Here is a 13953-nt window from a genome sequence, read left to right as displayed (position 1 = left end):
GGCCAGTTTCATTTAGGCTTCCATTAAAATCGGGAGGATCATTGGTTTTCTTTGTGTTTCTTTGTACAGATATTTGAAGAGTGCATCCTGAATGTCGCTCTTGATGGTTTTCCAATCCGTTACTTTTTTATTTTCGCAGTTTTTCAGTGCCTTCTGGACAGTCGCCTTCGCACCGTTAATCAGATCCTCTGATTCGCGCATATAGACAAAGCCTCTTGAAATAATGTCCGGCCCGGAAACGGCCTTGCCATTTTTCATCGTGATGGCCACAATAAACAAGCCATCTTCTGACAGGCGTTTGCGGTCATTTAAGACAATGTTGCCAATATCGCCAACACCCAGGCCGTCTACTAAAACAGGTTCAGCCGAGATTTCATCGATTTTCTTAAATTCTTTATGGCTGAGCTGCATGACATCCCCGTTCTGCTGGATCCGGATGTTTTTCGCGTCCATTCCCAGAGACTCTGCCAAATCCGCGTGCAGTTTGAGCATACGCGCTTCACCGTGCACCGGCATAAAGAAGGTTGGCTTCACCAGTGTGTGAATAATTTTAAGCTCTTCTCGCTTCGCGTGGCCTGACACGTGAATGTTAGCAAATTTATTGTAAATGACTTCAGCGCCTAAATCAACTAATTTGTTGATGATTTCAGCGACCATCTTTTCATTGCCCGGGACAGGAGATGCGGAAATGATGATGGTATCGTCCTTGCCGATTTGGAGATATTTGTGATTGCCGTTCGCCATTCGGCCGAGCGCCGCCATCGGTTCACCCTGAGACCCTGTCGTAATCACGACCAGTTGAGACGGCTTGTATTTTTTCATATCGTGGATATCGATGACCAAATTTTTCGGAATGTCTAAATATCCCAAATCGCTGGCCACCGAGACCATCGTCTCCATACTGCGCCCGTTAATAATTACTTTTCGATTGTAGACCGCTGCCGTATTGATAATCTGCTGGACACGGTGCACGTTTGACGCAAAAGTCGTCACGATGATCCGCTTCTTATTGCCTCTGAATAAATCGTAAAAGGTCTTGCCAATTTCGGTTTCACTGCCAGCGTAGCCATTTTCTTCGACATTCGTCGAATCACACAGCAGCAGGTCGACCCCGCGGTTGCCCAAAGCGGCAATGCGCTGCAAGTCGATGATATCGCCATCTACCGGGTTAAAGTCGATTTTAAAATCGCCGGTATGGAAAACAGTGGCCGCAGGCGTTTTGATACAGAGGGCCACAGCGTCTGCAATACTGTGATTGACGTGAATAAATTCAATTCGGAAATCGCCAATCGTCACTTCATTGCCCGCCGCAATCACATGACGTTTAGCCTGACTGATCAATCGATGTTCCTCGAGCTTATGGTCGATCAGTCCCATCGTAAATTTTGTCGCGTAAATCGGGACATTGATTTTCTTCAGCAGATAAGGAATGGCGCCAATATGGTCTTCATGACCGTGTGTGATGACCAAGCCCTTAACTTTTGAAGCGTTTTCGACTAAATAAGAAAAATCAGGCAGTACTGAGTCAATCCCATACATGCCGTCTTCTGGGAACATCATCCCGCAGTCTACAATCACAATTTGATTGTTGTACTCAAAGGCGGTCATATTTTTCCCGATTTCGCCTAAGCCGCCGATCGGTATAACCTTTAATTTATCGTGCCTTTTTCCATTATTGTTGTTGTTTTTCTTTTTCTTTTTTCTGAACCAGCTATGACGTTTCGAGCTGCTCTTTTTCCCATTATTGTTCTGTTTCTGTTCGTTCAATCGTGGTTTCCTTTCGTTATATTGCCATTGTCATCTAACGCATATACGGGAATTTCTTTGATGACGTTCATCTGGTTGATCGTCACATCGCACAGCAGGACGTGTACATCCAGTCCATTTTGTCTCGCATTTTGAAACGCCTGTGTAAATTCTGGATCCGTCAATTGATTGGGAACGAAACAATCCGCATCATTTCTTTGTACAACAAAATAAAGGGCATTGTTTTGATGCTCTTTCAATCCTGAAGTTAATTCTATTATGTGTTTCGTTCCTCTTTTTGTCGGCGCATCGGGAAAACAAGCACATCGATTGCGATGATCGGAAGTTTCTATCACGAGGTTGACGCTTTTCACTTCGACGTAGCCGTAGCCGTTTTCGTCTTCTCTGGCTAAATCAAACCGGCTGTCTCGATAGGTCACCTCGCGCTGAAGCTTTCTTATTCCCTTTTGCTGTGACAAATAGTGGTAGACCAATCGATTTGCCGCAACGGCATCGATACATACCCAGATCTGATGATAACGAACGGTAATCAAGGTATAGTCTGTTTTACGCGTCGGGGACGGACAATAAGCCAATCCAACCTCCGCATCTTTTGTCAATAATTCCTTCATTCTCCCAGTATTGGGAACATGGGCCTCAACCCTTTCATTGGTCGAAGTCAAGAGAATTTCTGCGACAAAGCGATTGCGTCTACTGATAAATTTCCCGCTTACGACTGGATATTTTGATATTTCCAACTTACGATCTTGGCGTTATTCAGAATATCCCAATTCTTCCGGTGAAATCGCATCGTAAGCCGCCGCAACTTCTTCAAATTCTTCATCGTCTTCTACAGGAATTAAGGCTGCGGTTTCACCTTCGCCTTCAATTCGCATCGCTACAGCATCTTCTGAATCCAAATCCGCCAAAATGGCGTATTCATTTTCTTCAACGCTCAGCGTACAGACCAATTCAAATTCGTGTTCTTCACCATCTTCATTTTTTAAGATAATGGTGTGATTATCTTGGTTTTCCATCTTTTCACTTCCTTTAGTTTAAAATATTTTATTTCAATCATCCGGTTCCAAAATGAAATGCCTTTCGCCGTAATCGTCGTAATCAGTCATTTTCACCACGTGTTCCTGATGATTTTCATCGATAAAAATCATGTAAGTGCCGTCGTCTTTTTCTACAAGACGGACAAATTCTAAATTTTGCGGTTTTGCCATTTCAAAGCCACTTATGCCTTGTCATGAACTTGATCTAAATACATCTGAAGGATCAGCTGAGCCGACAAGGTGTCAATATACTTTTTTCTGTCCTTGCGATGGACACCGCCTTCAATCAGCACATTTTCAGACGCCTTTGTGGTCAATCTCTCGTCGATGTAAACTACAGAACAGTTTAACCGCTTTGCTAAAAAATTACAATAATTTTGTGTCTTTCTCGCCTGCGTCTGTTCCGTGCCGTTCATGTCTTTCGGCAGACCGGCAACGATCGTATGCACGTTAAATTGTACAATCACATCATTAAAAAAAGTCAGATCGTCCTGGCGCGTTCCCCGTTTGTAGGTGCGGTATCCCTGCGCCGTAATGCCCAATCCGTCAGAAACGGCAATGCCGATGTATTTGTCTCCGATATCTAATCCTAGTATTCTTTCCATTTTGTTTCTAAAAAAAAATCCCAGTATTTCTGCTGGGACTTTAAATCAATATTTAAATGTTATTCTGGTAACTTATCCAAATAACGCTTTACCAATTCGTCTAATAACTCATCCCGTTCGATCCGCTGGATCAACGTTCTTGCATCGTTATAGCTCGTAATATAAGTCGGATCTCCGGACATAACGTAGCCAACAATCTGATTAACTGGGTTATATCCTTTTTCGATCAAAGCATCCCGAACAGACCGCATAATCATATCGATCGCTTGTCCTCTCTGCTTGTCAGCATCGAACATGATGGTACCTTGTTCGACATCATTTTGATTATTAACGCCCATTATGCCTTTCTCCTCCCGTTTAATCTTGGTCTATTTTAACGCAAGTTTGAAATTAAAACAAGTCTAAATTATTTTATTATTCGGATAATTGTTCCGCGATGATGTTTTCTGCCTGAGCCAAAGCCTGATCTAAAGCAGCGGGTTTCTTCCCTCCAGCCTGTGCCATGTCTGGGCGTCCGCCACCGCCGCCGCCGACAGTTTTGGCAATTTGTTTGATCAGCTGACCAGCGTGGAAGCCTTTTTTCACGATGTCCTTGGTTGCCGTCGCGATCAAATTGGCTTTGTCGGTGTCGGCTTTGCCAAATACCACGATCCCGCTTTCCATGCGGTCCTTCATCATATCTGATAAATCGCGCATTTCGTTGACGTCTTCTGCTTTAACTTCGGCAATCAGCACCTTTACACCTTGAATGGTCTGGATCTTATTTAATAATTCGCCAGCTTCTGAATCTGCCTGCTGATGCTTGAGGGATGCAATTTCGCGATCCTTTTCCTTAAGCTGATCTTCCATTTCCTGAATCCGATCAATCAACTGATCTGGGGCAGCCTTGACCATAGCAGAGGCCTTTGCATTGACACTTTCGACCTTTTCTGCCCAGCGATAGGTATTCATCCCGGTTGTCGCTTCAATTCTGCGGATGCCAGCAGCGACCCCATTTTCACTGATGATCTTGAACATACCGGCCTGTGCGGAATTCTGTAAATGGGTCCCGCCGCAAAGTTCAATTGAATAATCGCCAACCTTGACAACTCGGACAATGTGGCCGTACTTTTCTCCAAATAAGGCCATCGCGCCCATTTCCTTCGCTTTGTCAATTTCCGTTTCAAATGTTTCCACCGGCATCGCTTTGAGAATGGCTTGGTTGACAATTTCTTCAACCTGCTTGATTTCTTCCGCGGTCATCGGCTGGAAATGGTTAAAGTCGAAGCGGAGACGCGTCGGCGATACGAAAGACCCGGCCTGTTCAACATGATCTCCCAATACCATTTTTAATGCTTTTTGCAGCATATGTGTCGATGTGTGGTTTCTAGCTGTTGCGTAACGCTTCATTTCGTCGACGTGTGCATAAATCGTCTGACCAACGTGGAAGTCGCCTTCGACCACTTTTCCGTAATGGATATGGCGTTTCAGACTCCCGTATCGACAGTCGTTGACTTCAATCAGGCTGCTGCCGTCTTCGCTTTCGAGCCGGCCAGTATCGCCGACCTGCCCACCGCTCTGTGCGTAGAATGGGGTCTGATCCAACAGCACCAGTACGTCATCGCCTTGATGCGCTTCCTGAACCAATTCGTCATTGACGATTAAACCGATGATTTCAGCGTCGCTCTTTAATTTCTGATAACCGACAAACGTGTCGACCGCATCCGGTCCCAAAGGATTGAACGGGTCGTCTGCCCAGACCGCGGTATCATTCTGCGCTCTGGCTGTTCTCGCTCTTTCTCTCTGCGCATTCATCGCGTCGTCAAATTCTTCTTTCGGGATCGTGTAGCCCTGTTCTTCCACGATTTCTTTTGTGAGGTCAAACGGGAATCCAAATGTATCGTACAATTTAAAGGCTTCTTCCCCGGAGAAAATATGATTGTCCGGATCCTTTTCCTTCATTTCCCGCATCATGGCGTTGAGCTGATTGAGGCCCTGATCGATGGTCGCGTCGAAGCGTTCTTCTTCGATTTTAATGACCTTTTGAATGGTTTCCTGCTTTTCTCTTAATTCTGGATAAGCATCGCCAGAAACCGCGATGACTTCTTTCGCCACATCGTATAAGAAGGCGCCGTCGATGCCTAACAGGCGGCCGTGACGCGCAGCACGTCTTAAAATTCTTCTCAGCACGTACCCGCGTCCTTCGTTGCTCGGCATGATCCCATCGCCAATCATGAAGGTGACCGAACGGATATGGTCAGTGATAACGCGGATTGAGACATCCTTCTGTTCGTCATCTCCGTAGTGTTCGCCGCAAAGATTGCAGATGTAGTCTAAAATATGGCGGATCGTATCGACTTCAAAAATATTGTCGACACCCTGCATGATGGTCGCCATTCTTTCAAGGCCCATCCCCGTATCGATATTCGGATGATCCAATGGCTGGTAGTCGCCGTTTTCATCACGGTCAAACTGGGTAAAGACCAGATTCCAGAATTCGACGTAACGGTCGCAGTCGCATCCCGGACCGCAGGTCGGTTTGCCGCAGCCGTATTTTTCACCGCGGTCGTAGAAAATTTCCGAGCACGGACCGCATGGGCCTGTGCCGTGTTCCCAGAAATTGTCTTCCTTTCCGAGGCGTTTGATGTGATCTTCCTTCACGCCGACCGAGCGCCATAAATCGTGCGCCTGTTCATCATCCAGATAAATCGTGACATAGATTTTTTCCGGATCAATCTTTAAATTCTTGGTGATGAATTCCCAAGCCCATGGAATGACTTCTGGTTTAAAATAATCGCCAAAAGAGAAATTGCCCATCATTTCAAAGAAAGTGCCGTGACGAGCCGTTTTGCCGACGTTGTCGATATCCGGTGTCCGGATACATTTCTGGCACGTCGTGACGCGCTTTCTAGGCGGAATTTCATCTCCGGTGAAATAAGACTTCATCGGTGCCATACCTGAATTGATCAGCAGCAGACTTTTGTCGTTGTGCGGAACAAGCGAGAAGCTTTTCAGTCTCAAATGCCCTTTGCTTTCAAAAAAAGACAGATACCGTTCTCTAATTTCATTTAATCCCAATGCTTCCATGCTGAATATATTTATCCTTTCAAATTGACTTTGATTTATTATTATTTTATCTTTTAGAACATTTTTAATTTTAACTTAACGAAAAAAAAAGTCAAGGCAGTATCATCGATACAGGCCTTGACGCCATCATTAATTTATATTTTTTTACTCGAAAATGTTCACTGCATCCGTTCGATGATGTTTTGAATGGACAATACCGTCTGTTTCATTTCGTCCAGCGTATTTTCTCTGCCAACGGTTAAGCGAAGGGCGTTGCGGGCCTGCTCGTCGTTCAGCCCGATGGCCTTTAAAACGTGAGATGGATTGATCGACCCTGCGGTGCAGGCCGAGCCGCCAGAAACCTCGATGCCATCCAAATCCAAGGCCGTCATCAGCGCCTCAGAGTGAATATCTTCAAAGTAAAAGCTCGCATTGCCGGGAAGGCGCAAATCCGGGTGACCGGTCAAATAAATGCCAGGAATTTTCGTCAATTGATCGATCAAAAATTGTGTCAATTCCCGCTCGTGTATGCAATTTTCAGATAACTGCTTCACGGCGCATTCACAGGCTTCGCCAATACCGACGATGCCCGCTGTATTTTCGGTTCCCGCACGGACACCACTCTCTTGCTTTCCGCCGTGAATCAGGGATTCCAGCTTGACGCCCTGGCGGCAGAATAAAATCCCCGTTCCCTTTGGACCGTAAAATTTGTGCCCTGACAAGGAGAGCATATCAACGCCTAAATCAGTCACATCAATCGGCACATTGCCAAAAGCTTGAACTGCATCTGTATGAAACAGAACCCCGTTTTCATGTGCCGTCTCTGCCAATGCTTTAATCGGTTCAATTGTGCCGATCTCGTTGTTAGCCATCATAATCGAGACCAAAATCGTATCTTCCCGAATGGCATTTTGGAGCGTCTGGACTGAGACAAGGCCGCACGGGTCAACCGGCAGATATGTGATCTCGTATCCCAACTTTTCTAAAAAATGGCAGGTGTTCAATACCGCTGGGTGCTCAATCGCTGTCGTGATAATGTGCCGTCCTTTGTCCTGCAAAGAAAACGCGATGCCTTTGATGGCCCAATTGTCTGACTCAGATCCTCCTGAGGTGAAATAGATCTCCTCAGGCTTGGCATTGAGGCTTCTGGCTGCCTGTTCCCTCGCTGTCTCAACCGCCGCTTTTGCCCTTCTGCCTTCAGCGTAGACCGCAGAGGGATTGCCGAAAGTATCAGAAAAAAACGGCTTCATCTTCTCAAACACTTCAGCGCTCATCGGCGTCGTCGCCGCGTGGTCCAAATATATTTTTTGTTTACTCATGTTCATCTGCCGTTTGAGAATGTGGCACGATTAAGTCCTGAAGGGAACGATGGTCGACGACGTTGCGGATGCTGTGGAGCACATCTCCCCACAGCGCTGCTGTCGGACACGCCATCTCCCGCCCGCAGTGCACGCTGTTTTCCACGCCGCTGCACCCGCAGAGCTCAATCGGTCCTTCAACCGCATCAATCACTTCGCCAACCGCTATTTCATCAGGTTGACGGCTCAATTTATAACCGCCGTGCGCGCCTCTCATACTGGTGATCAGCCCTGCTTTTTTTAATAATGAAAAGAGCTGTTCCAAATAAGCGTCAGAAATATGCTGCCGCTCTGCAATCTCCTTGACTGACATTGGACCATCCCCGTAATGCGCAGCCAGCTCGCACATGGCTAATACGCCGTATTGTCCTTTTGTTGATAATTTCATTTTTGCCTCCAAAAAGCATCAATTCCAAGTTGTTTGCTTGGAATTGCATCTCATTATATCACATTCGCTTTTAAAATCAAGGCTTCCAATAAAAAAAGCCGCCGGTTCTTCATCGGCGGCCTGTGATTTAAACGGGCATGTGTTTCACCATCTCAAGCAGATCTTCTCCGTATCGCGCTGCAGCTTCCTGATTCATTCCGGAAACCTGCTGCAATTGATCAATGGTTTTGGGTTTAACGGTGATGATATGAATCATACCTTCATCGGACAAAATTTCATTCTCTGCTTTAGCCTCAGCATTAGCCTGCTGTTTTCGCCACAAAATCAGCGATTCACGCAAGGCGAGCTCCGAGCGCGTAAAATGATCCTCTGGCCGCTGCTTTCGGTCCTCGATGGCCTTTTCCTGTATTTTGCGAATAGCTGCCTTCTGTTCGTCACTCAGCTCGTTGGGGTCGTACACTCTGGTTTGCTGAACCGCTTGATCGGAGGCCGTGCGCATTTTCCGCACTTGTTCGTTTTCTTCCTGCATTTCCTTTTTTAAATGGGTCAGCCGCTGTTCGAGACCGACGTTATTTTTCATCGTCGCTAAAACCCGGCTCATCATGCGGTCCATATTAGGCGAAAACACCTCAGCGTTGTTTTCCAGATCCGCTTTGAGAATTTTTGGCAGATCGCTGAGTAAAATAACCCTCACATGGGTGTCGGTATCCACCTCGCGAATTTCGCATCGGTCGTCGACAACGACGTACCCGTGATAATATTCCGGAGATGTGCCCGGAAAGAAAGACAGCATGGTCTTCACGTCATCGTCAATAGTCGTAATCGGGTTGTCAAAATAATTCTTTACTTCAGGCGAATCAAAATGGATCCACCATCTCGCCCCTTCCTGACCGACAATCCAACCCGAGGGCAGACTCAAATATCTAAAAATATAAAAGCCACTTGTTTCTCTGAGCATCAAATGCACCACGTGTGTGCCGCCGTCCGGCGTGGGCACGTAGGTGTTATTGTAAAGACGATCCGGCTCTCCTGAGACCTCCTTGACCGTTTCAGCGAGGAAACGTTCTTCAAGGGACGGACCATTATCCTGATCGGCCATGATCTCCACATCCTCAAACAAATCGTCATCTTGCTTTGTTTTGTCGTCATCAAAAAGCTGCTGCGCTTTGGGCGGCGTTTTTGTGTGCTTCTTGGATCCAACGACCGCAATGACGATGACCACTGCAATGACAAGTGCAATGGCAGCCAAATAAACGGGTGACATCTACATTTACCTCCTTGAAATTAAGTACGAATTTTGAAGCGCTGCAATCATTTCATCCGAAATGTGCAGATGCTGGTGGACGTATTTAGACAAGCTGCCGTAATGGGCCTCGATCGCTGAAATCACCGCATCGAAATAATTGCCGTGAACGGAGCAGAGCAGCTCGACCTGTTTGAGTAAGTTGAGATCTGTGGTGACGTCCCGCGTCTTATCGACGATCCATTGAATTTTCTGACGAATGATTTGATTGGTGAGTAGATAATTCGCTCTTACCGTCTCGATGGGCACCCCTAAAATCAAAAGAATCAAGGCCGCCAAAACACCTGTCCGGTCCTTGCCTGCCGTGCAGTGCCAGAGCACCGCGCCGTCCTCCGTATCGAGCAAAAGCGCCACCCATTTCTGAATGGCCTCGGCTGTAAAATCAGACAAAGCCGCCTCGGCATAACGCTCGGTTTGGTAAGCCAATACATCGTCATTCATATGATGCACGGATTCAAGCATCAATTCGCCTACACCGCTAATCTGAGCGAAGGTTTTGGCCCGTGCAATCTCCGGAACCAGTGGGTCGTGCACCAAAACCGCCCCGGCAATCGCCTGGTCAGGCTGGCGCTTAGATTCACTCTCTCTCCGCAAATCGACGACGACCTTTACCTTGTACTGCTCTGATAATATTGTACAATCTTTTTCTGTGAGGCGGTTTAAATGATCACTTCTAATAAGTCTTCCCCGCCGGACCACGTGGTGATCTGCCGTCTGCAGGCCGCCCAAATCGCGGGTATTGTCCGTACCGGACAAATGGATGATTTGATCTCTTTCTAACTGTTCTTTCATAGGATTATCACAAATTTATTCTATTATTGATTCTGAAATTAAAAAATCCCGAATGTGCCGTCCCATATTTTTGACGCCTAGCGGATGCTAGGTGGGTGTCTTGTCTTCACATTCTCTGCCATCCACTCGAGGTGGCTCGGCATCGAGCAAAGAACATCCAGACTCCCTGTAAAAAGATGTAGGTTCAAAAATAGTGTGGTAACGTACACTTCAGGATACCTATATTATAATCTACTTTTATTTTTTTGTGAAGGATAAAATATTGCCGATTCGTTGCGTTTTCAATTATTTGCGTTTTAAAGCGTGAAAGGCCTGAGCGATATTGTCGACTGGATAAAGCGTTAACGTCTTGCCAACTTTCTCGATTGCCTTTTCGTTGCTCTTCGGCAGGATACACCGCGTAAAGCCCAGCTTCTTCCCTTCGGTCAGCCGTTTGTCGACATCCTGAATATTTCTCACTTCTCCCGTCAGGCCAACCTCGCCGATCACCAGCATATCCCTTGGGATTTCAAAATCATTGTAGCTGGAATACAGCGCACAGCATACGGCCAGATCTGCGGCCGGTTCATCGATTCGGATGCCGCCGACAATGTTGATGTACGCGTCCATCTGCTTCATATTGAGCCCCATCCGTTTTTCCATAATCGCAACCAGCAGAATCATGCGGTTGTAGTCAAAGCCCGTTGCCATGCGCCTGGGGTTCGCGTAATCCGACGCGGAAACCAGCCCTTGAAGTTCGACCAAGAGCGGCCGCGTGCCTTCCACGATCGGGACGACCACCGAACCGCAGGTGTTTTGAGGCCTGGACACAAGCATCGTCCCAGAAGGATTCTGGACCGGAAGCAGGCCCCGATCCGTCATTTCAAAAATACCGAGCTCATTGGTCGAACCAAAACGGTTTTTCACAGCCCGAAGCATTCGGTACGCGTGGTATTTCTCGCCTTCAAAATACAAAACCGTATCGACCATGTGCTCTAACACCCTTGGGCCGGCGAGATTGCCCTCCTTCGTCACGTGTCCGACGAAAAACATCGAGATGCCGTCTTTCTTGGCGATTTGGATCAGGGCGTTGGCATTTTCTCTGATCTGTGTCACGGACCCCGGTGCTGAGGTAATTTCGGGATTGTACATGGTTTGAATCGAATCGATGATGACCAGATTCGGCTTTTCCTTCACCACGGTCTGGCGGATGTAGGTCATGTTAATTTCAGACAGAAAAAAGGCGGAGTCCGACTGAATGTGCATCCGATCCGCCCGCATCTTGATCTGCTGCTCGGATTCTTCTCCGGAAATGTACAGCACCTTGTAATTTTGACTCGCAACGTTTTCGGTCATCTGAAGAAGCAGCGTCGATTTCCCGATGCCGGGGTCGCCGCCCAGCAGCGCAACTCCGCCGCGGACAATGCCGCCGCCGAGCACGCGGTCGAGCTCTTCGTTTTTCGTTGAAAGACGATTTTCCTGCTTCGATGAAATTTCAGAAAGTCTTCGGGGCTGGTTGTAAACGCCTCTTTCCCGGCCGGTCTGCCGAGCCTTCTCGGAAATCTTCGGCGTCTCGACCACTTCCTCAAAGGTATTCCAGGCGCCACACTGGGAGCATCGGCCCATCCATTTCGGCACAACGTGGCCGCAGTTGCTGCATTTGTACTGGGTCTTTATTTTTGCCATAGGCCTCTCCTTTATTCGTAATAATTCTTTACAATTGACTGCGCACCAAGGGGATAACGGATAAGTTTAAGTGCGGTCATCCTCGCGTAAATTACTTTAGCGACCGTCCGATATCCTTTGGCGTTGAAATGCAGATGGTCGTCTGCCAGTAAACTGGCCGGTACCATACCCGCGCGCATCATGCGCCGGTCTTCCTTTGTCGCCTTGATGCCCGCGATTTTGGTGCCGTTTTTCGACAAAATCTTTCTTAAATTGATGTAATGATCACCGTAAGTCTGCTGCATCTTTTTTTCCAAAGCCGTCCGCTGTTTCGCGGTTCCGGTGTGCAACCCCACGACAATGTACTGATGCTCTGCGCCGATTTGATTGTGAATGATCGCCTTCTGCTGGCGGATCAAATCCGCGGTATTGCTGTAGCCGCCGTTCTGCCCGATGAAAATCACCGGGATCGCCGAGCGGTAATGCGCAGCCGCGTAGGTAACTACCCTTGAATTTTTCGGAAGGGTATCCTGATAGCGGACGTGCGTCGGCGTGAAGGTGTAATGATTCTCATCGTCAATTCGATCGAGCCGCCCGACGACAGAGCCAATTTTAACTGGATTGACGCCCGTATCGCCCAGTCTCAGGATTGAAACGGCCTTGCCGCCGTCCGCTGTGATTCTAAAGATCTGCCGTTCACCCTGATTAATGCGAATCGGCGACTGAGTCCGCATCGCGAGGCCGCCTCGACAGGCGATTTCGAGACTCGTTTCGCCGCTGATCCCAAGATTGCGGACAACCGGCACACTTTGCGGATAACCGTTTGCCGTCAGCTGGCGCGCAATAATGCGCCTTAGGGCTTTGGGATAGGTCTCGCCATCGCCAAAGGCCCCTTGCGTCAGGCTGTCGCCCCAGCAATTGATCGCCGGCATTTTGGGCTGTTGGATCTCAACGCCGCCGAGCACGCCAAGCTGCTTAAAATACGGCGCGCTCCACGCGCAATAAGCCACCACTGCCAAAATGATGATGGCAGTGATGGCTAAAATTCGTGTTATTAATTGTTTAATTAAATTCATGTTGCGTAAAAATTCACTAATTATTATTTATTCTTTACAAATATTTTTGCTCGAATTATGGATTGACCGTACTATTTGTATTGTTAGAGTCTGTATTTGGAGCAGGATGTGTTGTTGTACCGTTATTTGTTGTGTCAGTAGTTGGTGGGTTGGTAGTTGGTTTATCAGAAGCTGGTTGTGGTTGTTTAGTTTGATAAGCTTTATATCCGCCAGTACCTTTATTACTACTTCCACTGCTTTGTCCGCTTGAATAATCGCTTGTCCCACTTGAATAGCCGTTGCTTGCACTGCTGCCGACACCGTAACGTCCACTGCTGTACGACGACGAGCTGCTCGACGAAGAATCATTGTAGGACGATGAGCTGCTGGAAGATGAAGACGTGCCGCTCTTCTTTTCTTTTTTCTTAGTATTGATCTTCTTTCCAGATTTATTGGTATAAATTAAGTAACAGACTTCTTTATCCGAATCAAAGTAAATTTTCGCGGTTCCCTTGATTTTATTGAAGGGGAATTTGCTGATTACGTAAGTCGAGTCGTTGTCCAGTGTCACTTTGACGTAATATTTAATCGACGATTCTTCCTTGCCATCTTCCTGAGCGGTATTCACGGCATCTGTCGCGTCGTAGTACATGTAGCGCACCTCGTTATTTTTGAAGGTGTCGCCCGAATCCAATAAATCGTCCCCGTACTCATTGTCGATCGAATTTTTGATTTCGACGCTGGTGATCTTTTTGCCCGTTTTATTCTGAACCTTGGCCTTGTACGCGTTCAAATTATTGGACGCCGTCCCAATGGACTTGATAACACTATGGCTTTTCGACGTGATCTCCTGCGTTTTGCTGGTGCCGCAGGCCGTCAAACACAGTGCGAGTGTCAAAATCAATCCCAAACCCGTTAATAATGTTTTCCCTTTTTTCTTCATTTTTCTTGTATCCCTC

14 protein-coding genes and 1 other RNA gene are annotated in these 13953 nt (G+C 47.2%); all 15 read right to left on the bottom strand.

Annotated features, from left to right (window positions below; translation table 11 throughout):
- Positions 1–12: 12 nt before the first annotated feature.
- Positions 13–1767: a ribonuclease J gene (locus QZX60_RS02825; protein ID WP_295361149.1), complete on the bottom strand. Its 1755-nt coding sequence runs from the start codon at positions 1765–1767 to the stop codon at positions 13–15.
- A complete protein-coding gene (gene sfsA, locus QZX60_RS02820) occupies positions 1764–2504 on the bottom strand; it encodes a DNA/RNA nuclease SfsA (protein WP_295361147.1) in 741 nt (246 codons plus the stop codon). Before sfsA ends, QZX60_RS02825 begins: the two co-directional genes overlap by 4 nt.
- 15 nt (positions 2505–2519) lie before the next feature.
- The gene (locus tag QZX60_RS02815; protein WP_295361144.1) at positions 2520–2783 is read right to left on the bottom strand and encodes a DUF1292 domain-containing protein; all 264 of its coding nucleotides are present in this window, start codon (positions 2781–2783) and stop codon (positions 2520–2522) included.
- Between the two features lie 33 nt (positions 2784–2816).
- Complete coding sequence (locus QZX60_RS02810) at positions 2817–2975, bottom strand: hypothetical protein (RefSeq protein ID WP_295361141.1); 159 nt, start codon at positions 2973–2975, stop codon at positions 2817–2819.
- An 11-nt stretch (positions 2976–2986) separates the two neighbouring features.
- Positions 2987–3409 (bottom strand): Holliday junction resolvase RuvX, encoded by a 423-nt coding sequence (gene ruvX / locus QZX60_RS02805; protein ID WP_295361138.1) that lies wholly within the window; start codon positions 3407–3409, stop codon positions 2987–2989.
- Positions 3410–3468: 59 nt separating this feature from the next.
- The gene (locus QZX60_RS02800) at positions 3469–3705 is read right to left on the bottom strand and encodes an IreB family regulatory phosphoprotein (RefSeq protein ID WP_235901580.1); all 237 of its coding nucleotides are present in this window, start codon (positions 3703–3705) and stop codon (positions 3469–3471) included.
- A 118-nt stretch (positions 3706–3823) separates the two neighbouring features.
- Positions 3824–6475: an alanine--tRNA ligase gene (gene alaS, locus QZX60_RS02795; protein WP_295361135.1), complete on the bottom strand. Its 2652-nt coding sequence runs from the start codon at positions 6473–6475 to the stop codon at positions 3824–3826.
- Positions 6476–6633: 158 nt separating this feature from the next.
- Entirely contained in the window at positions 6634–7773 is a 1140-nt protein-coding gene (locus QZX60_RS02790) for a cysteine desulfurase family protein (RefSeq protein WP_295361132.1), read from the bottom strand.
- Complete coding sequence (locus QZX60_RS02785; protein WP_295361129.1) at positions 7766–8200, bottom strand: Rrf2 family transcriptional regulator; 435 nt, start codon at positions 8198–8200, stop codon at positions 7766–7768. The genes QZX60_RS02790 and QZX60_RS02785 overlap by 8 nt, the downstream gene beginning before the upstream one ends.
- A gap of 127 nt (positions 8201–8327) precedes the next feature.
- On the bottom strand, positions 8328–9464 hold the full coding sequence (locus QZX60_RS02780) for an HRDC domain-containing protein (protein WP_295361127.1): 1137 nt from the start codon (positions 9462–9464) through the stop codon (positions 8328–8330).
- A 6-nt stretch (positions 9465–9470) separates the two neighbouring features.
- Positions 9471–10295: a tyrosine-protein phosphatase gene (locus QZX60_RS02775; RefSeq protein WP_295361125.1), complete on the bottom strand. Its 825-nt coding sequence runs from the start codon at positions 10293–10295 to the stop codon at positions 9471–9473.
- Positions 10296–10336: 41 nt separating this feature from the next.
- Positions 10337–10515: non-coding RNA, 6S RNA (gene ssrS / locus QZX60_RS02770), on the bottom strand.
- A gap of 65 nt (positions 10516–10580) precedes the next feature.
- Positions 10581–11960, bottom strand: a complete 1380-nt coding sequence (gene radA, locus QZX60_RS02765) for a DNA repair protein RadA (protein WP_295361122.1) — start codon at positions 11958–11960, stop codon at positions 10581–10583.
- 11 nt (positions 11961–11971) lie between these two features.
- Positions 11972–13015, bottom strand: coding sequence for an SGNH/GDSL hydrolase family protein (locus tag QZX60_RS02760; protein WP_154576694.1), 1044 nt, complete (start codon positions 13013–13015; stop codon positions 11972–11974).
- 55 nt (positions 13016–13070) lie between these two features.
- Entirely contained in the window at positions 13071–13892 is an 822-nt protein-coding gene (locus tag QZX60_RS02755; RefSeq protein ID WP_295361117.1) for a hypothetical protein, read from the bottom strand.
- Positions 13893–13953 lie beyond the last annotated feature (61 nt).

Source organism: uncultured Pseudoramibacter sp. (assembly GCF_903789625.1).
Classification (GTDB): Bacteria; Bacillota; Clostridia; order Eubacteriales; family Eubacteriaceae; genus Pseudoramibacter; species Pseudoramibacter fermentans.
Note: the sequence above shows the minus strand (reverse complement) of the source record. Positions and strands in the feature narration are given on the sequence as shown.

What these genes read in the sequence shown, in the direction of transcription:
- QZX60_RS02815 (WP_295361144.1), bottom strand. Translation starts at nt 2,783, where the DNA reads ATGGAAAACCAAGATAATCACACCATTATCTTAAAAAATGAAGATGGT.
- QZX60_RS02810 (WP_295361141.1), bottom strand. Translation starts at nt 2,975, where the DNA reads ATGGCAAAACCGCAAAATTTAGAATTTGTCCGTCTTGTAGAAAAAGAC.
- ruvX (WP_295361138.1), bottom strand. Translation starts at nt 3,409, where the DNA reads ATGGAAAGAATACTAGGATTAGATATCGGAGACAAATACATCGGCATT.
- QZX60_RS02800 (WP_235901580.1), bottom strand. Translation starts at nt 3,705, where the DNA reads ATGTTCGATGCTGACAAGCAGAGAGGACAAGCGATCGATATGATTATG.
- alaS (WP_295361135.1), bottom strand. Translation starts at nt 6,475, where the DNA reads ATGGAAGCATTGGGATTAAATGAAATTAGAGAACGGTATCTGTCTTTT.
- QZX60_RS02790 (WP_295361132.1), bottom strand. Translation starts at nt 7,773, where the DNA reads ATGAGTAAACAAAAAATATATTTGGACCACGCGGCGACGACGCCGATG.
- QZX60_RS02785 (WP_295361129.1), bottom strand. Translation starts at nt 8,200, where the DNA reads ATGAAATTATCAACAAAAGGACAATACGGCGTATTAGCCATGTGCGAG.
- QZX60_RS02780 (WP_295361127.1), bottom strand. Translation starts at nt 9,464, where the DNA reads ATGTCACCCGTTTATTTGGCTGCCATTGCACTTGTCATTGCAGTGGTC.
- QZX60_RS02775 (WP_295361125.1), bottom strand. Translation starts at nt 10,295, where the DNA reads ATGAAAGAACAGTTAGAAAGAGATCAAATCATCCATTTGTCCGGTACG.
- radA (WP_295361122.1), bottom strand. Translation starts at nt 11,960, where the DNA reads ATGGCAAAAATAAAGACCCAGTACAAATGCAGCAACTGCGGCCACGTT.
- QZX60_RS02760 (WP_154576694.1), bottom strand. Translation starts at nt 13,015, where the DNA reads ATGAATTTAATTAAACAATTAATAACACGAATTTTAGCCATCACTGCC.